Raw genomic sequence first — 20,026 nt, forward strand, 5'->3', positions numbered from 1 at the left:
AATGCACATGGCAGACCAATGACCGACACTGTTGAAACGATCGACTATTCCAAGACGCTTTATCTGCCGCGGACGGATTTCCCGATGCGCGCCGGCTTGCCGGAGAAGGAGCCGCTGCTGGTCAAGCGCTGGCAGGACATGGATCTTTATCGCAAGCTGCGCGAGAAGGCTGCCGGCCGCGAGAAATACGTGCTGCATGACGGCCCGCCCTACGCCAACGGCAACATCCACATCGGCCATGCGCTGAACAAGATCCTCAAGGATGTCATCACCCGCTCGTTCCAAATGCGCGGCTATGACTCCAACTATGTGCCGGGCTGGGACTGCCACGGCCTGCCGATCGAATGGAAGATCGAGGAACAGTATCGCGCCAAGGGCAAGAACAAGGACGAGGTGCCGGTCAACGAGTTCCGCAAGGAATGCCGCGACTTCGCCGCGCACTGGATCTCGGTGCAGGGCGGCGAGTTCCAGCGCCTCGGCGTCGTCGGTGACTTCGAGAACCCCTATACGACGATGGCTTTCCACGCGGAGTCGCGCATCGCCGGCGAGCTGTTGAAGTTCGCCATGTCGGGCCAGCTCTATCGCGGCTCCAAGCCGGTGATGTGGAGCGTGGTCGAGCGCACCGCTCTGGCCGAGGCCGAGGTCGAATACCAGGATTATGAGAGCGACACGATCTGGGTGAAGTTCCCGGTCGTGCCCAAGTCGCCGATCGTCGGGAAGGATGGGCTTGGACGCACCGAAGCAGAATGGGAGTTGCGGGATGCTCATGTCGTCATCTGGACGACCACACCCTGGACTATCCCCGGCAACCGTGCAGTCAGCTATTCTCCGCGCGTCGCTTATGGCCTCTACGAGGTCACGGCGGCCGAGAACGCGTTCGGCCCGCAGCCGGGTGAAAAGCTGATCTTTGCCGACGCACTTGCCGAAGATTCGGCGACCAAGGCGAAGGTCACCTTGAATCGGCTCCGCAGCGTTTCCGCCGAAGAGCTTGGAAGCCTTACGCTTTCGCACCCTTTCAAGGGCCTCGGTGGTGGCTACGAATACCCCGTGCCGATGATTGCCGGCGACCACGTTACCGACGATGCCGGCACCGGGTTCGTCCACACCGCACCGAGCCACGGCCGCGAAGACTTTGATGCCTGGATGGACGCGGTGTCCGATCTGCAGGCGCGTGGCATCGACACGGCGATCCCGTTCCCGGTCGACGATGCCGGCTTCTTCACCAGGGACGCGCCTGGCCTCGGGCCGGACCGCGAAGGTGGCGCCGCGCGCGTCATCGACGACAATGGCAAGAAAGGCAACGCCAACCAGGCGGTCATCGACGAACTGATCAAGCGCAACGCGCTGTTCGCGCGGGGCCGGCTGAAGCACAGCTATCCGCACTCCTGGCGCTCGAAGAAGCCGATCATCTTCCGCAACACGCCGCAATGGTTCGTCTATATGGACAAGGATCTCGGCGACGGCACGACGCTGCGCAGCCGCGCGCTGAAGGCCATCGACGACACGCGTTTCGTGCCGGCGGCCGGCCAGAACCGCATCCGCGCCATGATCGAGGAGCGCCCCGACTGGGTGCTGTCGCGCCAGCGCGCCTGGGGCGTGCCGATCGCCGTGTTTGCCGACGAGGACGGCAATGTGCTGAAGGACGAAGCGGTCAACCAGCGCATCATGGATGCTTTCGAACAGGAAGGCGCAGACGCCTGGTTCGCAACCGGCGCCAAGGAGCGTTTCCTCGGCAATCACGACGCTTCGAAGTGGAAGCAGGTGATGGACATCCTCGACGTCTGGTTCGATTCGGGTTCGACGCATGTCTTCACGCTGGAGGACCGTCCCGATCTGAAATGGCCGGCCGATGTCTATATGGAAGGTTCCGACCAGCATCGCGGCTGGTTCCATTCCTCGCTGCTCGAAAGCTGCGGCACCCGGGGCAGGGCGCCCTACGACACCGTCGTCACCCATGGCTTCACCATGGATGAGGAGGGGCGCAAGATGTCGAAGTCGCTCGGCAACACCGTCGTGCCGCAGGACGTCATCAAGCAGTCCGGCGCCGATATCCTGCGGCTATGGGTGGTGACGACAGACTATTGGGAAGACCAGCGGCTCGGCAAGAACGTGCTGCAGACCAACATCGACGCCTACCGCAAGCTGCGCAACACCATCCGCTGGATGCTGGGTACACTCGCCCATGACGATGGCGAGGAGGTGCCGCTGGACAAGATGCCGGAGCTGGAACGGCTGATGCTGCATCGGCTTTCCGAGCTCGATGAGGTCGTGCGCTCGGGCTATGACGCGTTCGAGTTCAAGCGCATCACCCGCACCTTGCTCGACTTCATGGTGGTCGAGCTGTCGGCCTTCTATTTCGATATCAGGAAGGACGCACTCTATTGCGATGGGCCTGCCAGCGTGAAGCGCAAGGCATCCGTGCAGGTGGTGCGCCATCTCTTCGACTGCCTGGTGAAATGGCTGGCGCCGATGCTGCCCTTCACCACGGAAGAAGCCTGGCTCGACCGTCATCCCGATGCGGTCTCGCTGCATCTCGACCAGTTCCCTGAAATCCCGGCCGACTGGAAAAACGAGGCGCTGGCCGAGAAATGGCGCAAGGTGCGGCAGGTCCGCCGCGTCGTTACCGGCGCCCTTGAGATCGCACGGGCGCAGAAGGTCATCGGCTCATCGCTGGAAGCCGTGCCGGTCGTGACGCTCGACGATGCCGCACTTGAAGCCGCGATCGCCGACGTCGACATGGCCGAAATGGCGATCACCAGCGATCTTGTCATCGCCCATGGCAAGGCGCCGGAAGGCGCCTTTGCGCTCGACGATGTCAAAGGTGTCGCCGTCGTGGTCGAAAAGGCCGAGGACCGCGGCCTGGTCAAATGCGCCCGCTCGTGGCGCTATACGGCCGATGTCGGGCAGGACGCTGAATTCCCAGACGTATCGGCCCGCGATGCCGCGGTCCTGCATGAGCTGCAGGCTCTGGGACGTTTGTAAGGCCATAAGCCGGTGCACAAAAGCCACGCCGCGTGGGCGAAAACCGCCCGCGCGTTGCCCTTAACGAGTGGTTGAGGTAAACACGCGAAACTCCGGAAGACAAATTGTCGCCGGATTTCCGTCGCAAGAGCGTGGACGATGGGGACCGGACCTTTGGCCGGTGACGATCGAGAGGCTGTCTACAGTGGGACTTTTTTGCATGACCGACAGAACTTCCGTGCGCGTTGCGCTGCTGGCGCCGCTTGTCGCGTCCGGCCTCGCTCTGTCCGGCTGCATGGGTTCGCCCACCTACGGCACCGACAAGACGGCTGGCGAGCAGCTTGCCGGCGACCTGTCCGGCGCCTTTTCAATTTCGCCGAAGCGTAAGCAACAGATCGACTACAAGCCGCGTCCGGAGCTGGTGAAGCCCGCGCCAGGGCAAAAGGAAGCGCTGCCGGCGCCGCAGGAAAGCATCGAGACGGCGAGCACCGATTGGCCCGAATCGCCCGAGCAGCGACGCGCCCGTCTGCGTGCCGACGCCACCGCTCACCAGGACGATCCGTCCTACCAGTCGCAGATCGTCGACGACGTGCAGACCGATCCCGCTTCGGTGAAGAAGGCGCTGGCGGATTCGGCATCGAGCCACCCGCCGCGCTGGTCGCCGGCGGATTCGGACAAGGGCCGCGCCGCCGAGATCCAGCGCCGCACGGCTGAGGGCAAGCAGGGCGATCCCACTACCCGCAAATATCTGAGCGAGCCGCCTCTGGCCTATCGCGCCGCCGCAGACACCGCGCCGCAGGGCGAACTCGGCGAGGACGAATACAAGAAGGAACGCCGCCTCAAGAAGGAGGCGGCCGCCAAGTCCAAGAGCGGCGGTCTCTTCGACTGGCTGCCTTCCTGGTAGGAAGCGTCGCCTTCCCAGCTGAAGGCTCTACGGCTCGCGTCTTTCCCGAAAAAACTCCTTGAGCAGCAAGGCCGCATCGGCTTCGGCCATGCCCGGATAGATATCGGGCGTATGGTGGCAGGTCGGTGAGGCGAAGAAGCGCACGCCATTGATCACCGCGCCGCCTTTCTCGTCGGCCGCCCCGAAATAGAGCCGGCGCAGCCTGGCGAAGGAAATGGCGCCGGCGCACATGGCGCAGGGCTCCAGCGTCACATAGAGGTCGTGCCCGGTCAGCCGCTCGCTTGAGAGCTTCTGGCAGGCCGCGCGGATCGCCAGCATTTCGGCATGCGCCGTTGGATCGGCAAGCTCGCGGGTGCGGTTGCCGGCGGATGCCACCACGGTATCGCCGCTGGCGATGACGGCGCCGACGGGAACTTCGCCACGCAAGGCGGCGGCTTGCGCCTCTTTCAGCGCCAGCGCCATGAAATCCGGCCGCTTCACGCGGTTTCCATTCCGATTATCTCCTCGCCACTTGGCGGTGATCCTGTTATGGAGCGCGTCAACCCGAACATCGGAACAGATTTTCGGAAATGATCATGCGCCAAATCAAAGTGCTATAGCGTTCGTTGCGCGCCGTCTCTAGATCGAGAGATAGAGCATGACGCCGAAAACCGCTTTTCGGCATCATGCTTAGGGATGCGCCACGCTGTAGCAGCGCAAACGGACAAAGGCCACATGGACGACAACGACAAGAAATCTCCGCGCCACAAAGGCCCGGGCAAAAGCGGCCCGAGAGCCGCAGGGCCGCGCCGTGATGGCGCCGCCGGCAAAGGCGGCAAGCCTTCCTTCGGGGCCAAGAAACCCTATGCGCCGCGTGGCGCCAGGCCGGAAGCGGCTGACGGCGAGCGGCCGAAGCGCGACTTCAAGAGCGGCGATCGGCCGTTCAGCAAGGGGCCGCGTTCCGAAGGCAAGCCTTTCGAAAAGCGCGAAGGTCCGCGCAAGCCCTATGCGCCGCGCGGCGACCGGCCGATTGCCGCCGATGGCGAGCGACCGAAGCGCGATTTCAAAAGCGGCGACCGGCCGTTCAGCAGAGAAGGCAAGCCTTTCGAGAAGCGCGAAGGGCCGCGCAAGCCCTACGCACCGCGCGGCGACCGGCCTATGGCGGCCGATGGCGAGCGGCCGAAGCGGGATTTCAAGAGCGGCGACCGACCGTTCAGCAAGGGGCCACGCCCCGAGGGCAAGCCCTATGAGAAGCGCGAAGGTCCGCGCAAGCCCTATACACCGCGCGGTGACCGGCCTGCGGCCGCCGAAGGTGAAAAGCGTTTCGACCGGCCAAAGCGCGATTTCGGCGATCGCCCGCAGCGCGACGCCGGCGATCGTCCGAAACGCGACTTCAGCGATCGCCCCAAGCGCGATTTCGGTGGCGACCGGCCGCAAGGCGCTTCTGGCAGCGGTTTCAAGCCGCGCGCGCGTCCGACCGACGGAGCGGAAGAAGCCGGCGAGCGTATCGCCAAGCGGCTGGCCCGCGCCGGCCTGGCTTCGCGCAGAGACGCCGAGGACCTGATCGCGGCGGGCCGCGTCAAGGTCAACAACCGGGCTTTGACCTCGCCGGCCTTCAACGTCATGCCTGGCGACATCATTCATCTCGACGGCATGGAGATCCCGCCGATCGAGCGCACAAGGCTGTTCCTGTTCCACAAACCGGCTGGGGTCGTTACCACCAACCGCGACCCCGAGGGACGCAAGACCGTGTTCGACGTGCTGCCGGGCGAATTGCCGCGGCTGATGACGATCGGCCGCCTCGACATCAACACCGAAGGCCTGCTGCTGCTCACCAATGATGGCGGGCTGTCGCGCGTGCTCGAACTGCCTGCCACTGGCTGGCTGCGCCGTTACCGCGTGCGCGTTCATGGCAAGGTCGAGGAAAGCATGCTCGCAGGCCTGCGCGAAGGCATTGCCGTCGACGGCGTCTTCTACGGCGCCATCGAGGCGACGCTCGACCGTGAGCAAGGCACCAACGCCTGGCTGACGATCGGCCTGCGCGAAGGCAAGAACCGCGAAGTGAAGAACATCCTTGGTTCGCTCGGCCTCGACGTGACGCGGCTGATCCGCATCTCCTACGGTCCGTTCCAGCTCGACGACCTTGCCGAAGGCCATGTGCTGGAGATCAAGGGCCGCGTTTTGCGCGACCAGCTCGGCGAACGCCTGATCGAGGAGTCCGGCGCCAATTTCGACGCCGAGATCACCAAGCCGTTCTCCAACCATCCGGTGCGGCGTGAGCGCGAAGTGGAGCCTGAACGGCCGAAATTCACCCGCGAGGGCGACCGCCGGCCGATCGGCGAGGGCGGTCTGATCAAGAACCGCAAGCGCCGCGAAGGCAGTCGCGACGAAGCGCTGGGCAAGCTGTCGACCAGTCCCGAAAGAGGCGCTGCGCCGGCAAAGAGCTTTGGCGAACGTGGCGCGCGGCCCGAGCGCAGCGAGTTTCGCGACAAGCCGCGCGGCGATTTCGGCGACAAACCCCGCGGTGGTTTTGGCGATAAACCCCGTGGCGCCTTTGGTGACAAACCGCGTGGCGGCAAGAAACCCGAACGCGAGCAGCGGCCGATCGAGCCGCCGGGCCAGCGCAAGGCCAATGTCTGGATGGCGCCAGGCGCGCGTCCGATCGGCAAGGGCAGGGCGGAAGCCGATGCCGCCAAGGCGGCCGACGCCAAGGCGCGCAAGGCCTCGTTCAAGCCGGTCTATGGCAAGCCGGCCTATGGCAAGCCTGGCGGCGCCAAGCCGTTCGGCAAGCCGCGCGGCGAACGTCCGGATGGCGGTCGCGGCGGTGAGCGGCCGCGCAATGGTCCCAAGGGTCCCCGGACCAGATGAGAGCTGTTTAGATGAGAATCGTCGGCGGCCAATTTCGCGGGCGTCCGCTGGCGACGCCGCGCGACCACGCCATCCGCCCGACCACAGATCGCGCCCGCGAGGCCGTCTTCAACGTGCTGGCGCACCGCTTCGCCGACAAGCTCGAGGGCGCGCGCGTGCTCGACCTGTTCGCCGGCACCGGCGCGCTCGGCCTCGAAGCGCTGTCGCGCGGCGCTTCCTATGGCGTCTTCATCGAAGAATCGGCGGAAGGGCGCGGCCTGATCCGCACCAATGTCGAAGCCTTTGGCCTCACCGGCCGCACCAAGATCTTTCGCCGCGACGCGACGGCCTTGGGCGAGGCCGGCACGCTTGCGGCCTTTGGCCTGATCTTCGCCGATCCGCCCTATGGCAAGGGCCTCGGCGAGCGCGCGCTGCGTTCGGCCAAGGCAGGCGGCTGGCTGCTGTCCGGCGCGCTTTGCGTGGTCGAGGAAGCCGCCTCGGCCGCCTTCGAGGTTGGGCCTGAATTCTCGGTGGTCGATGAGCGCAACTACGGTGAGACGGTGATCCGGTTCATCGAGGCTGCGTGAGGGCGGCGCGGTTTGCGCCTTCAAAATGACGCACAATTCACTTTGCCTCGGTGGCTAACCTTGCCTATCGTCGCGCGATAACAACCGGAGCCATTAATGACACTTCATACTGAATGGCTGCGGAGAGCGTTGCTCGCCACCGCGCTGACCGTGGCCGGCCCGGCTCTTGCCGCGGACGACGGCAAGGTGGCAAATTTCCTGCTGGACAACGGTATGGAGGTGGTGGTCATCCCCGATCATCGTGCCCCCATCGTCACCCATATGGTGTGGTACAAGATCGGCAGCGCCGACGAGCCGCCAGGCAAATCCGGCATCGCGCATTTCTTCGAACACCTGATGTTCAAGGCCACGACCAACCACGCCGCGGGCGAGTTCGACCGCGCCATTTCGGACATAGGCGGCTCCAACAACGCCTTCACGTCCTATGACTACACCGCCTTTCACGAGACGGTGACGCCCTCGGCGCTCGAACAGATGATGAGCTTCGAGGCCGACCGCATGCGCAATCTCATCTTGACCGACGAGGTCATCAAGACCGAGCGCGACGTGATCCTGGAAGAACGGCGCTCGCGCATCGACAGCAACCCCGAGGCCGTGCTCGACGAAGAGGTCGATGCGACGCTCTGGCAGAACCAGCCCTACCGCATTCCGGTGATCGGCTGGATGCAGGAGATGGAGCAGCTGAACCGCACCGATGCGGTTGCCTTCTATGACAAGTACTACCGCCCCAACAATGCCGTGCTGATCGTTGCCGGCGATGTCGAGCCGGATGCGGTGAAGGCGTTGGCGCAAAAGACCTATGGCAAGGTCGCACGCGGCCCGGATCTGCCGCCGCGCATCCGCCCGGTCGAGCCGGAGCAGAACACCAAGCGCACGGTGACGCTCACTGACGCGCGCGTTTCGGTGCCGAGCTTTTCGACGCAATGGGTGGTTCCGTCCTACCACACCGCAAAACCCGGCGAGGCCGAGGCGCTCGACCTGTTGGGAGAGATCCTTGGCGGCGGCAGCCGCAGCCGCCTCTACCAGCAGCTGGTGGTCAAGCAAGGCATCGCATCGGGGACCGGCGCCTTCTTCCAGGGTACCATGCTCGACGCCACCAATTTCACCGTCTATGGCGCGCCGCGCGGCGACGCCAAGCTGAGCGACGTCGAGGCGGCCGTCGACGCCGAGATCGCCCGCATCATCAAGGACGGTGTCACCGCCGACGAGCTGGAGAAGGCCAAGGCCCGCTATATCAGGGCCATGATCTTCGCCCGCGACAAGCAGGACGAGATGGCCAATCTCTACGGCGCCGAACTCGCCACCGGCGGCAATGTCAGGGATATCGAGGAGTGGCCGGACCGCATTCGCAAGGTCACCGCCGATGATATCAAGGCGGTCGCCGCACGCTATTTGCTGCTCGACCGTTCGACCACCGGCTATCTCTTGCCGCAGCAACAGGCGGGGAATTGATTTGATGAGCCCGGTTTCCATGGACGTGTCGCTTTCTTCTCCCCGCCAGGCTCCCCCTTCTCCCCTTGTGGGAGAAGGTGGCCGAGCGAAGCTCGGTCGGATGAGGGGTGCTCCAGCTTGGCAAAGACGGCGATCCTTCCAACACCCCTCAACCGTCTCGGCGCTGCGCGCCGATCCACCTTCTCCCACAAGGGGAGAAGGGAAGATCGTCCGCGCCTTCACCACGCTGTTCCTTTCCATCTTCTTCCTCGTCCTGCCGGCGCTTTCGGCGCGCGCGATGGACATCCAGCAGGTGACCTCGTCAAAGGGCATCAATGCCTGGCTGGTCGAGGACCACTCGATTCCGATCATCGCCATTCGCTTCGTCTTCGACGGCGGCTCGACGCAGGATCCCGCCGGCAAGGAAGGGCTGGTCAATCTGATGACCGGCCTGTTCGATGAGGGCGCCGGCGATCTCGACAGCGACGCCTTCCAGACCAGGCTCGACGATGCCGGCGCCGAAATGGGCTTCGACGCGGCGCGCGACGGCACCTATGGCGCCATGCGCATGCTGGCCGAGCAGAAAGATGCCGCCTTCGACCTGCTCCGGCTGGCGGTCACCAGCCCGCGCTTCGACCAGGCGCCGATCGACCGCATCCGCTCCCAGATCCTGTCCGGCATCCTCGCCAGTGAGCGCGACCCCAACACCGTCGCCCAGACCAAATGGCTGCGCGCCATCTATGGCGACCATCCCTATTCCAGGCCCGACCAGGGCACCAAGGACAGTATCGCCACCATCACCGCGGCGGATTTGGCGGCCTTCCACAAGGCCAATTTCGCCCGCAACGGCCTGCATGTCGCGGTGGTCGGCGACATCGACGCCGCGACGCTGAAACAGAAGCTCGACCAGGTGTTCGGCGATCTGCCGGAGAAGCAAATTCTGCAGCCCGTGGCCGACACCGAGCTGAAGCTCGACCAGCAGCTGGAGGTCGATTACGACCTGCCGCAGACCTCGCTGCAGTTCGCCTATCCCGGCGTGAAGCGCGATGCGCCGGATTTCTTCGCCGCGGTGCTGATGAACCAGATTCTCGGTGGCGGCACCTTCACCTCGCGCCTCTATGACGAGGTGCGCGAAAAGCGCGGCCTGGCCTATAGTGTCGATTCCAACCTGGTCGATCACCAGCATTCCAACGCGCTGATCATCACCACGGCGACGCGTTCGGACCGTGCCGCCGAGACGCTCGCCATCGTCAAGGACGTGGTCAAGAAAATGGCCGAGGAAGGCCCGACCGAAGCCGAACTGGACGCGACCAAGAAATACATGGTCGGCTCCTATGCCATCAGCAATCTGGATTCTTCCAGCGGTATCGCCGCCACGCTGGTGGAGTTGCAGCTCGACAATCTCGGCATCGACTACGTGCAGCGCCGTGCGGCGCTCATCAACGGCGTGACGCTCGATCAGGTCAAGGCGGCGGCGAAGAAGCTGCTGACGCCGGCCCCCGCGATCATGAGCATCGGCCCGAGGCTGGAGGCCAAATGACAGGGCCCACGTTCGGCATCGCCTTTGGCGGCGGCGGCGCACGCGGTCTGGCACACATCCATATCGTCGAGGCGCTGGATGAGCTCGGCATCAAGCCGGTGGCCATCGCCGGCTCCTCGATCGGCGCCATCATGGGCGCCGGCATGGCCTCCGGCATGAGCGGCAAGGACATCGAGGACTATGCCCGTTCGATCCTGGGCCGTCGCGCCGAGGTCGCCGCGCGCATGTGGCGCTCGCGGCCCGGCACCATCGCCGAGGCCATGCAGGGTGGCATCCGCGTCAGCCAGTTCAACATCGAGCGCATCCTCAAGGCCTTCCTGCCCGACGCCATCCCCGAAACCTTCGCAGAGCTGAAGATCCCGCTCAAGGTCACGGCAACCGACTATTTCGGTCACAAGCTGGCCGTCTTCGACGATGGCGACCTGCATTCGGCCTTGGCTGCCTCGGCCGCCATTCCCGCCGTGTTCCGCCCGGTGACGCGCGACGACCGCGTGCTGATCGACGGCGGCATCTACAATCCGGTGCCGTTCGACCTCATCGAAAACGCCGCCGACATCATCATCGCCATCGACGTCGTCGGCGCGCCGAGCGAAGCCGAGCGCAAGCATCCGACCACCGTCGACCTGATGTACGGCGCCACGCAATTGATGATGCAGTCGATCATCGCCCACAAATTGAAGCAGCAACCGCCCGACATCCTGATCCGCCCCAACGTCTCGAAATACCGCGTGCTCGATTTCATGAAGATCGACACGCTGATGGCCGAGACGGAAGCGATCAAGGACGAGTTGAAGCGCGAGATCGAGAAGGCGGTGGAATCGCGCGCCGGCAAGAGCAAACGCGGCAAGGGAGCTGCCGGGTGAGGCGAAGCTGACCGCTGTTGCCATTGGGCGCCGGCCGGTCCCACTGGCGCCTACAGCGACGAGCCTCGGCCACCGTCGACGAACGCCAGAGCGACCACACGCGGAGCAACGCAGTAGACAACTCTCGCCCGGCGGCCTGTCTTCGTCATCGCGGCGCCGGTGGTCAGGTCGACGACGATATCCTCATAGCCCAGCACTTCGCGATCGAGCGGATACACCGCCTTGTAGACGGCTTCCTTGGCTGAAAAGAGAATGCGACCGGCGAGGTGTCGATTGACCGGGTCTGCCCGGTCCGCTCCAGTTGCAACAAGCGCGAAGATGTCGTCGGGCAAGGGCAGGGCGGGCTCGACATCGATGCCGAGCGCGACGATGTCGGAGACCGGCGCGACTGCCGCCACGGCCATTTCGTCGTCATGAGCCAGCGAACCAATTATCCCCGGCGGCCATACCGGCGCGCCGGATGATGCACGCAAGACAGCCACGCCGTTCAAGCCCATATCCGCCAGCAGCCCGCGTGCGATCCATCGCGCCGCGCCGCTCGCCCGGCGCATCAGCGGCTGGCGTGAAGGGATGGAGCGTGCTTCCTGCGGCAGCAAATGGTTCTCATCGCCTTCGCGTATCGTGCGGCAGCCGACCCGAACGCCGGGCGGCGCCATGGCGGCCATCGCCGCAAGCAGGATTGCCTGCGGCGACAGGCTCGCGCCAGCGTCTGGCGGCGGTGTCATGGCTGGTCGATCCGTCTAGGCAAAGCGAGGTCGGCGATCATTTCCCCGTCCTCGTCCAGCCCTTCCTCGACGAAGCCGGCGGCGCGATAGAGCTGCCGTGCCGCTTCATTTTCCGGTTCGTAGCAGATCGAAACGTGCCTGATGTGGCCGAGCCCCTGGATTTCGCCAAGCACTTCACGCAAAGCGGCCTTGCCGTAGCCTCTGCCTTGCCAGGCGCGGTCGATCATGAAGCGGTAGATCCGAGCCTCGTCTTCGTCGCGTGGCGCCTCATACATCAGGAACCCGATGACGCGATCCCCGGCCATGATTGCGCGCGGGCGCGCGTCCCTGTCGGATCTGGCCTCGCGCAGCGAGGCCTCGTTGCTGGCGACGAAGTCCATCTGCTCAGGCACCAGCTGCAGTGCCGTGACCAGGGCGCGATTGGCCGGGGTTACCGGGGCGATCCGGATGTCGAGTTTGCTTCCGGATCGCTCTGTCACGTTGCCTCCGACCGTAATCGGGATCGAGCGTCAAACTCTGGAGCCGTCATCCGAAATCGGCTCGACGAACCGATGAAGCTTGGCCGGGTTGCCGCGCCAGATCGAATTGGGCTCGAGCTCCTCGCCCTTCATCACGAAGGAATCGGCATCGACCATCGATCCCTTGCCCATCACGACGCCGTAATGGATAAACGCCGACGGCCCAAGCGTGCAGCCATCGCCGATCCGGATGTAATCGGACTTGAAGGCGCCTTCTTCCAGCGAATGGGCCTGGATGACCGACCCCTCGTTCAGCGTGACGTCGTCGCCGATCTCCACCAGCGAACGCTCGGTCAGGTTGGCGCCACCGTCATAGACCCTGCTGCCGACCTTGACGCCCAGCAGGCGCAGGATCATCGGCCGGAACGGCGTGCCGGCGAACAGGCGCACGATCGGTGAATCCGCCAGCTTCCAGTGGCGTTCGTGGCGCCAGAAGTCGACGTCGTAGATCGTTGTTATCCGTGGCTTCAGTCTCCTGAAACCAAGGCTTGCCCGCTCGACGAAGATGTAGAACGGAATGGTGATGATGGAGGTCAGGATCACCGCCACGAAGAGCGCGACCTCGGCCCATTCGGTATAGTAGTTCAACGCACGGTCCCAGATCGCCAGCGTGACGAACAGCATGACCCATTGCGTGGCCATGAACAGAAGGATGGTCACCAGATTGTGCCGGTTCTTGAACGGGATGCGCTTGCGCCGGTCCGCCTCGTCGACGCCGGCGATCAGCTCCTTGTCGCGGTTCACCATGCGCGGAATTTCAAAGGATGGCGAACCGAGTAGCCCGACATTCTCGCGCACCGGCCCATCGATGGGGACCATCACCTTGGTGCCGAGCAGGACGTTGTCGCCTGTCCGGCCATCCGGCGGATAGTAGATGTTGTTGCCGAGATAGTTGCGCTCGCCGATGCGCGTCGGCTCGAGCCGGAAGGCCGAGGCGGACTTTTGCATGTTGATCATGAACAACCCGTCCGACACCATGGTCTCGGTGCCGATCTCGCACAGAAGCGGGTTTTCGTGCTGCTGGTTGGAGCCGAAATTGGAACCGGTCTGCACCACCTTGTTGAGGTTCCAGCCGATGGCGCGCATGTAGTGCACGATCGCCGAGCTGTCGCCGAACAACAGCCCCAGCACGCGAGAGTTGCTGGAGAACTCGGACACGGTCTGCAGCCAGTAGCGGAAGCCATAGAGCGTATAGGTGCGGCCAGGCTTCAGCATCAGGCTCAAAACGCGCGGCACGACGGTGGCGGCGAAAAAGGCCACCGCGATATAGCCGAAAAGCGTCACCGTGGTGCCGATCGCGACAAGACCGATCGTCTCCTGATAGTCGTCGCCGACATATTCCCAGTAGCTGTGGAACAGGAGCGGCAGCGGGGTGACAAGGCCAAACAGGCCGACCAGCTGCAGGGCTTCATAGAGGAAGCGCCGGACCTGGTAGGGATTGACATTGCGCACCTTGCAATAGTCCGCGCTGGTCGGCACGGCGGGCGATCCATGCCAGTGCTCACCGTCCGGAATGCTCTGCCCGCGCTGCAGCGAGGATGAATGGCCGAGCTGGCCGCCGTCGCCGATCGAGGTGTCGATGTCGAGCGTGGAGCCGACGCCGACGAAAGCATCGCGGCCGATGGTCAGCGGCCCGGTGTGGATGTAGCCGGCCTGCGCGCGATAGCCGAGGATCATCGATTCCTTGCGCAGGATGGTGTTGGCGCCGACCGAGATGAGATCCGTGCAGACGGGCACGGATTTCGATTCGATGACGGCGTTGTGCCCGAGCTTGGTGCCGAGCAGCCTGAGATACATGCTGTAGAGCGGGCTGCCGCGGAACAGCACGACAGGTGCGGTGCGGACCAGCGTCTTGACGACCCAGAAGCGATAGTAGCGCCATCCCCAGATCGGAAACGCCTCGGCCTTCCAGCGGCCGATGAGCACCCATTTGGCCAAGACGGCAAAGCCCGACATGCCGAAGAACACGGCGGCCGAAAGCGCCACGCACCTGACATAGAGCTGCAGCGGCTCGTCGAGCGCGTCATAGACCCAGTTGAGGCCGGTGTTGATCGCCCACAGCGCGACATAGCTGTAGCCGAGGTAGAACGAAAGCTGGGCCATGCCGCAGGTCCAGTAGACAAGGTTCGAGGCCCGGCGGGTCAGCACTGGCTCGAAGGTGGCCGTCGTCATCTCTTCCGCTACGCCCAGATGCCGCGCCAGGCGCGCCACTGTGGGATAGAGATAGATGTCGCGCATGGACGTCGTCGCCCATTCCTTGCGGGTGCGAACGCGGGCGCAGAAATGCGCCATCAGCAGCGAGTTGGCGCCGAGGTCGTCGAAGAAATTGTCCTCGACCGACACCTCTTCGACTTTCAGCACCGCGGCCAGGGCGTCGGCCAGGAAACGCTCGTCGTCATTGCCGGGCGCCACCATGGCACGGTCTGCCGAAAGCCTGGTGCTTGTCGGCTTCGGCAGCTGGCGCAGGTCCACCTTGTTGGAGACCGTCATCGGGATCGCCGGCAGTTCCTCCAGATAGGCGGGCACCATGTAGTCAGGCAGCCGCCGCTTCATCGTCTGGGCGAGATCGGCGCGGGAAATCGCCGCTACGCCGGTCTTAAGCGCGTAGTAGGCAACGAGTTCGACGCGGCCGGGCTCGATCTCCCAGGTGGTGACGGCCGCCTGCGCGATCTCGGGCTGGTCGAGCAGCACCGCCTCGATCTCGCCGAGCTCGATGCGATATCCGCGGATCTTCACCTGAGTGTCGATGCGCCCGGCATACTCGATCTCGCCCTTGGCGCTGATCCGGCCAAGGTCGCCGGTGCGGTAGATGCGCCGCGACGGGTTGTTCGGCAGGCCGACGAAATCGGCAATGAATTTCTGGTCGGTCAGGTCGGGACGGTTGAGATAGCCGACGGCGAGCCCGATGCCGGCGATACCGATCTCGCCCAGTTCACCTGGCTCGGCAAGCTGCGGCAGCGAGGCGTCGAGAATGACGATCGAGTAGGTCGGCAACGGCGCACCGATGGTCACCGGACTGTCCGGCGTCAGCGCCCCCATCGTCGCGGTAACGGTCGCTTCGGTGGGGCCATAGGTGTTGAGGATCTGCCGTCCCGGCTTCGACCAGCGCACCACCAGATTGTGCGGGCAGGCCTCGCCGCCGACCAGCAGCGTGCGCAGGCTAGGCACGTCCGATGTCATCGACGACAGCAAGGTCGGGCTGCAGGCCATGCAGGTGATGTCGTGGTGGCGCAGGAAATCAGCCAGCTCTTCGCCCACCAGCGGCATCTGGCCAGGTGCGGGCACGACCGTCGCACCGGCGACGAACGGCACCCAGATCTCTTCGGAGGAGAAGTCGAAGGCAATGGTCATGCCCTGATAGACCCGGTCGCCCGGCCGGTATCCGTAGGAGGCGGCGGCGACCCGGATGAAGTTGACAAAACTCTGGTGCGTGATGACCACGCCCTTGGGCTTGCCGGTGGTGCCCGAGGTGTAGAGGATGTAGCAGGTGTCGTCGGCGGTCTTCGCATGCGGCTTCAGCGGCGCGGGCGACTGTGCGGAAATCTCGGCGGCGGCGCTGTCGATCAACACATGCGGAACGGCCAGTTGACCGGCGCGCGACGCATAGGCGGCGATGGTGACGATCATGCTCACGCCGGCGTCTTCGATGATGAGCGCCATCCGCTCCTGCGGAAACGCGGTGGCCAACGGCACGAAGGCAGCTCCCGCCTTCATCACCGCCAGCAACGCGACATAAGTCTCCGCCGACCGGTCGAGAATGAGCCCGACCCGGTGGCCCGGCCGCACGCCGTGCTTGATCAGCATGCGGGCAAACTGGTTGGCACGGCCGTTCAGCTCCTGATACGTCCAGACACGCCCGTCGGAGATCACCGCCGGCAACGTGGCGAACGCTTCTGCGAGTTGCTCGAACACCGTATCGAGCCGCTCACCGGGCAGGCCATGCCGGTCAAAGTCGGCGCCCGTCAGGATCTGGCCATGGGCGGCCGTTGCCGGGCCGTGAGCGATCCTTGCCAGCGCATCGATGCTTGCCAGTTGGCTGATCGGCGTTGCCGCGTCGCTGTCCAGTTCGGCGATATCGAGACCGTGGTCCATTTCCATACCTTCTCGTCCTGGCCGGGCATCGCCCGGCTGTTCATGCCGCCGCTGGAGCAGGCATTTTGCCGCCGCTGCGATTTGTTGATGGAGGACCGACACTTCCAAAAAGGAAGAACCCGGAATCCCGACCGGGAAGCTTATGCCACCCGATCTTTTCGCCGGTTTTTCCGAACTGTTGAATTTTGTTTCTGGAGTGTGTCTGGGCGGGGCTGTTGCGTGGCCGCTTGTTGGTACTTGGGGAATGCTGCAGCGCGCCTTACTGGCTCTCAAGCAGGAGAACGGCTTTGCGCCTCATGTTTGTCATTGCGGACTGTTATGCAGGTTCCCAAAAGCAGACGTCACAATTCCCTCGAACTGTCCGAGAGTGTGAAATGGGACTTTCACACTGAATCCAGGGAGATCGATCCGATCCAAGGACATCGCGTCGTCGCGCCAGGTCCACGCATTCATCCATGTACTTGTGTGTGCGGTGCTGGGCAGCCCCGTCGTACTTCTCGGAAAATGCAGGGCAATTTGACAGCCAGGTGTAGATCGTATCCTCGCAGGGCATCTCCTCCATCATGCCGATCTTGCGCATTGAGGCGCCCTTGATGATCTCCAGGCAGATGGATTCGGCTGGTGAGTAGACTATGGTCGCCCACGCGGCAGCGGTTCAGGCGTAGCTAATGCCGCGTTTTTCACGTTAGGGGATTTTGGCTTTGCCACCTTGGATTATAGGGGCAGCCCGATTCCACTGGCAAGGATTAAGCTTCGAGCTTATTCCTGAACACCCAGTCCTGCGAGTTCAAGCTAGGCGTATTGACAACCGGCCAGGCCTCCCCTGTCTTCGCGTGCGAGATCTTCCATTTCGTCCCGTTTTTCTGCTGAACGATCGCTTCGTCGCCCGACGCCTCAAGCACGTCCAGACCGTCGCGCCTGCCGTTGGCATACTCGACCGGGATCGTATCGCCGACCTTCAGCGGCGTTGCCGGTTCACCCTCTATGGTCGGTGACTCGACCACGTGCATTGGCACCCGTTCGCGGATTTCGTTGGTAGAAAGGGAACCAAACCAACCCATATTCTTGTCTCCTGCAGAAGGCCGGCGAGATAACCGCCATTAAGCTCAGAAATCATCAGGTGGGGGAGGCGCGATAAGCTGCGGCTTGCCTTTTCTGGGTATGTGATAGGCCTGTATGCTTTGGACGATCGCGTGTCCAAAGCGTTTACGCAGCACCTCGATGAACTGGGGCTCCACGCTGTTGGCGAAGCCGAGCATGCCTTTTAGGTAGGCAAACTCGTCAGCATTAAGTTTCCCCTTGGAGGCGCGATAAACAGCAGTATGGAGCGCGCGCTTCCGCTTATTGCCCAGGGAAACCTTGCCGTCATTCGTCAGCGTCAGTCCAGTGACCTTTCGGCCGAACTTTCGGGTGACGCGAGTGGTTTTGTCGTAATTGACTGTCAGCCGGGGATATTCGAGCGCCCGTAGTGTGCGGCGGACAATCTTCTCCACGTTGATCAGGTGACCCGCTCTCGGTCCCGAAAAGGTGAGGTCGTCGGCGTACCTGGTATAGGTAACTTTGTCCTCCGCCACTGCCTCTGTGATCGTCTGGTCGAAATCATAAAGCAAGGCGTTGGACACAAACGGTGATGAAGGCGCTCCGATAGCGAGACGGAGAACGGTGCTACCCTTAGGCCGTTGAAACAGCAGTAGGCTCGTCAGCCGAATGTCTGTGTCGTCATTTAGCACGCCCTTTTGTTTGCAGTAGGCAACCCAATCATGCGGCTTTATGGAGGGGAAGAAATCCTTGAAATCCATCTTCAGGATAGGGCCGTCGCCAACATGGCGCTCGGCATTGTCCTTTATAGACATCCCGACCCGATAGGCTGTTGCAGCCTCATGCACCTGGAGATGCCGAAGTAGGATCTCGATCAAACCCCGTTGGAGCACTTTCACTTCCACGGCGGGTTGCGATATCTCACGCGTGCCCGTCGTTCGTTTCGGGATGCGATACGTTTTGTACCTGATTGGTGCGGTTCGCATAATTCGCTCGACCAGGCCAGTGTCCATGCCCGTTTCCACAGCCAAGGCCTCCACGATCACGCCCATTATAGTGCCCTCGACACTGCGGCTTGGATGCTGCTGAACCTGTTAGGTTCCTTGACCCGCCAGTGCTCTATAACGCGGGCTCGCCACCGGTCCTTATCCCTCTCTTCGACAGGAACGTCTTTTCGAAGCCTGTATTCGACGGCCTGGGCCATATTTGGCAGCGCGCAGTAGTATTCCTCGACTCCGCGCTTATCTTTCACGATCCAGTTGGCATTGATGGCGCACAGCAGGTAGTCGGGAAGCTTTTCAGGCCGCACCTTCAACTCCATGGCGTACAGCAGCACCTCAATCTCGGTCTCTGTTAAAGCGCCATAGTGCTGGATGAGCCCGACAATCAGCTTGATGAGATGGCCAGGCCGGTCAGGAATGAACGTGGAATGCTCTCTGGCGTCGTTTTTCCGCTTGGCAATCGCCGCGACGAGCGTGGCCGCGAAGTTGTCCAGGTCCACATCCGCCACCTTGGTGATGTCGGGAATTTTTATATCCTTGCGGTTAAGGACACAGACGGCCGATTTCCCGTATTTTCCCTCTAGCTTGCGGACCGGGCCGAGTTTCACAAACGAAGAGTCGCCATAGTTTTTGTCATCCATGACCACGAGCAGTCGCCGGGCTATTTCCTCGACCATCGCGAAAGCGCCGAGTTCTGCGACGCTCCCGTAGCTTTCCGAGAACAAGACGATAATGTCTACAATCTGCGCAAATTCGCTCTCGAAGCTTAGCCAGTCCTGATAGTTGCCGAACGGAGCAAATATCTGGAAGTCTTCTGGTGTTACGGTCGTATAGTCTTTGAGGGCTTCGCGGCCGTACACCAGAGTGTAGGCCTCGCGCAGAGATTCAGGCTTTGGTGTCGTAACATCGATCTTCCCGCCGCAAAGCAGGATTATTGGACTTGGCGCGCGAACGTGAAGAGACTTCGCATCAAAGCGGTCGACCAAGTCAGTTATGTCACCCCCGGCTATCACTTACCCTTGGAGGTGTGGGATAAGGTGGGGTTTTACCGAGCAGCGCGTCCACTTGTGGCGGTAGAACCACGCGTTATTCCACACCGGATAAAACCTATCAATCGACTGAGGTCTGACGAAACGCCGGACCAAGCACACAAGGTGCTTTTCGCGTAAGCTGGGCACTGTTTCTCACCCCCCTCAGATTCTGTCAAGAACAGTGCCCGCAGTTGTTGTGGAGAGCAAGAGCCCGAAGTCCAATGTTCACCATTGCAACTATCAGCGGCCAAATATCAGGCCTCCGGTGATGAAGTCGATATAGGTGAGCAGTGCGGCGATGGCGAACAGGCCGATACCGACGAGGAAGCCTTGTCCAAGCCTAGGCTCGTGTTGCGTCGTCATTTCACACCTCGACGTACCTTCGCGCGTCGTTCTCCCGGCCGCTTAACCGTCCAGTAGTGCATCCGAAAGCAGCTTTGACCGGAGCGGTTGGGTACCAGTAAGTGCCCCGCGAATTATCGGCCCGGTAGAGGTAGCCTTGGCACCGG

General features: G+C 63.0%; 16 protein-coding genes. 7 read left to right on the plus strand and 9 right to left on the minus strand.

Translation table 11 applies throughout. The features are described from left to right. Positions 1-18: 18 nt before the first annotated feature. Together ileS and AC1DYC_RS02975 are read left to right on the plus strand one after the other, a co-directional pair. Positions 19-2,982 carry an isoleucine--tRNA ligase gene (gene ileS / locus AC1DYC_RS02970; protein ID WP_477403835.1) on the plus strand — a complete coding sequence of 988 codons (2,964 nt, stop codon included), beginning with the start codon at positions 19-21 and terminating at the stop codon, positions 2,980-2,982. Between the two features lie 199 nt (positions 2,983-3,181). After that, complete coding sequence (locus AC1DYC_RS02975; protein WP_477403837.1) at positions 3,182-3,865, plus strand: hypothetical protein; 684 nt, start codon at positions 3,182-3,184, stop codon at positions 3,863-3,865. 27 nt (positions 3,866-3,892) lie between these two features. Here the strand turns inward: AC1DYC_RS02975 and AC1DYC_RS02980 are convergent, their stop codons facing one another. After that, on the minus strand, positions 3,893-4,345 hold the full coding sequence (locus tag AC1DYC_RS02980) for a nucleoside deaminase (RefSeq protein WP_477403839.1): 453 nt from the start codon (positions 4,343-4,345) through the stop codon (positions 3,893-3,895). A gap of 234 nt (positions 4,346-4,579) precedes the next feature. Here AC1DYC_RS02980 and AC1DYC_RS02985 point away from each other — a divergent pair, with 234 nt between their 5' ends. The 5 genes from AC1DYC_RS02985 to AC1DYC_RS03005 all read left to right on the plus strand — a co-directional run bounded on the left by AC1DYC_RS02985 (position 4,580) and on the right by AC1DYC_RS03005 (position 11,112). Beyond that, on the plus strand, positions 4,580-6,712 hold the full coding sequence (locus tag AC1DYC_RS02985) for a pseudouridine synthase (protein ID WP_477403841.1): 2,133 nt from the start codon (positions 4,580-4,582) through the stop codon (positions 6,710-6,712). An 11-nt stretch (positions 6,713-6,723) separates the two neighbouring features. Beyond that, complete coding sequence (rsmD, locus tag AC1DYC_RS02990) at positions 6,724-7,278, plus strand: 16S rRNA (guanine(966)-N(2))-methyltransferase RsmD (protein ID WP_477403843.1); 555 nt, start codon at positions 6,724-6,726, stop codon at positions 7,276-7,278. Between the two features lie 96 nt (positions 7,279-7,374). Next, the gene (locus tag AC1DYC_RS02995) at positions 7,375-8,730 is read left to right on the plus strand and encodes a M16 family metallopeptidase (RefSeq protein ID WP_477403845.1); all 1,356 of its coding nucleotides are present in this window, start codon (positions 7,375-7,377) and stop codon (positions 8,728-8,730) included. 100 nt (positions 8,731-8,830) lie between these two features. Next, positions 8,831-10,249, plus strand: a complete 1,419-nt coding sequence (locus AC1DYC_RS03000; RefSeq protein ID WP_477403847.1) for a M16 family metallopeptidase — start codon at positions 8,831-8,833, stop codon at positions 10,247-10,249. Beyond that, on the plus strand, positions 10,246-11,112 hold the full coding sequence (locus AC1DYC_RS03005; RefSeq protein ID WP_477403849.1) for a patatin-like phospholipase family protein: 867 nt from the start codon (positions 10,246-10,248) through the stop codon (positions 11,110-11,112). The genes AC1DYC_RS03000 and AC1DYC_RS03005 overlap by 4 nt, the downstream gene beginning before the upstream one ends. Before the next feature lie 50 nt (positions 11,113-11,162). Here AC1DYC_RS03005 and AC1DYC_RS03010 read toward each other — a convergent pair whose 3' ends face one another. The 8 genes from AC1DYC_RS03010 to AC1DYC_RS03045 form a co-directional block, all read right to left on the minus strand. Next, on the minus strand, positions 11,163-11,837 hold the full coding sequence (locus tag AC1DYC_RS03010; RefSeq protein ID WP_477403851.1) for a 4'-phosphopantetheinyl transferase family protein: 675 nt from the start codon (positions 11,835-11,837) through the stop codon (positions 11,163-11,165). Then, positions 11,834-12,316, minus strand: a complete 483-nt coding sequence (locus tag AC1DYC_RS03015; protein WP_477403853.1) for a GNAT family N-acetyltransferase — start codon at positions 12,314-12,316, stop codon at positions 11,834-11,836. The genes AC1DYC_RS03010 and AC1DYC_RS03015 overlap by 4 nt, the downstream gene beginning before the upstream one ends. 30 nt (positions 12,317-12,346) lie before the next feature. Continuing rightward, complete coding sequence (locus AC1DYC_RS03020; RefSeq protein WP_477403855.1) at positions 12,347-16,453, minus strand: Pls/PosA family non-ribosomal peptide synthetase; 4,107 nt, start codon at positions 16,451-16,453, stop codon at positions 12,347-12,349. A gap of 310 nt (positions 16,454-16,763) precedes the next feature. Then, the gene (locus AC1DYC_RS03025) at positions 16,764-17,081 is read right to left on the minus strand and encodes a terminase small subunit-like protein (protein ID WP_477408143.1); all 318 of its coding nucleotides are present in this window, start codon (positions 17,079-17,081) and stop codon (positions 16,764-16,766) included. A gap of 112 nt (positions 17,082-17,193) precedes the next feature. Further along, complete coding sequence (locus AC1DYC_RS03030; protein WP_477403857.1) at positions 17,194-17,508, minus strand: hypothetical protein; 315 nt, start codon at positions 17,506-17,508, stop codon at positions 17,194-17,196. Positions 17,509-17,553: 45 nt separating this feature from the next. Next, on the minus strand, positions 17,554-18,537 hold the full coding sequence (locus tag AC1DYC_RS03035; protein ID WP_477403859.1) for a retron St85 family RNA-directed DNA polymerase: 984 nt from the start codon (positions 18,535-18,537) through the stop codon (positions 17,554-17,556). Beyond that, entirely contained in the window at positions 18,537-19,472 is a 936-nt protein-coding gene (locus AC1DYC_RS03040) for a retron St85 family effector protein (RefSeq protein ID WP_477403861.1), read from the minus strand. Before AC1DYC_RS03040 ends, AC1DYC_RS03035 begins: the two co-directional genes overlap by 1 nt. A gap of 285 nt (positions 19,473-19,757) precedes the next feature. Further along, positions 19,758-19,880, minus strand: coding sequence for a hypothetical protein (locus AC1DYC_RS03045; protein ID WP_477403863.1), 123 nt, complete (start codon positions 19,878-19,880; stop codon positions 19,758-19,760). Positions 19,881-20,026 lie beyond the last annotated feature (146 nt).

Source organism: Mesorhizobium sp. P2_E7 (genome assembly GCF_056403855.1).

What these genes read in the sequence shown, in the direction of transcription:
- AC1DYC_RS03010 (WP_477403851.1), bottom strand. Translation starts at nt 11,837, where the DNA reads ATGACACCGCCGCCAGACGCTGGCGCGAGCCTGTCGCCGCAGGCAATC.
- rsmD (WP_477403843.1), top strand. Translation starts at nt 6,724, where the DNA reads ATGAGAATCGTCGGCGGCCAATTTCGCGGGCGTCCGCTGGCGACGCCG.
- AC1DYC_RS03035 (WP_477403859.1), bottom strand. Translation starts at nt 18,537, where the DNA reads ATGGGCGTGATCGTGGAGGCCTTGGCTGTGGAAACGGGCATGGACACT.
- AC1DYC_RS02975 (WP_477403837.1), top strand. Translation starts at nt 3,182, where the DNA reads ATGACCGACAGAACTTCCGTGCGCGTTGCGCTGCTGGCGCCGCTTGTC.
- ileS (WP_477403835.1), top strand. Translation starts at nt 19, where the DNA reads ATGACCGACACTGTTGAAACGATCGACTATTCCAAGACGCTTTATCTG.
- AC1DYC_RS03000 (WP_477403847.1), top strand. Translation starts at nt 8,831, where the DNA reads ATGAGGGGTGCTCCAGCTTGGCAAAGACGGCGATCCTTCCAACACCCC.
- AC1DYC_RS02995 (WP_477403845.1), top strand. Translation starts at nt 7,375, where the DNA reads ATGACACTTCATACTGAATGGCTGCGGAGAGCGTTGCTCGCCACCGCG.
- AC1DYC_RS02985 (WP_477403841.1), top strand. Translation starts at nt 4,580, where the DNA reads ATGGACGACAACGACAAGAAATCTCCGCGCCACAAAGGCCCGGGCAAA.
- AC1DYC_RS03030 (WP_477403857.1), bottom strand. Translation starts at nt 17,508, where the DNA reads ATGGGTTGGTTTGGTTCCCTTTCTACCAACGAAATCCGCGAACGGGTG.
- AC1DYC_RS03020 (WP_477403855.1), bottom strand. Translation starts at nt 16,453, where the DNA reads ATGGAAATGGACCACGGTCTCGATATCGCCGAACTGGACAGCGACGCG.
- AC1DYC_RS03005 (WP_477403849.1), top strand. Translation starts at nt 10,246, where the DNA reads ATGACAGGGCCCACGTTCGGCATCGCCTTTGGCGGCGGCGGCGCACGC.
- AC1DYC_RS03045 (WP_477403863.1), bottom strand. Translation starts at nt 19,880, where the DNA reads ATGACGACGCAACACGAGCCTAGGCTTGGACAAGGCTTCCTCGTCGGT.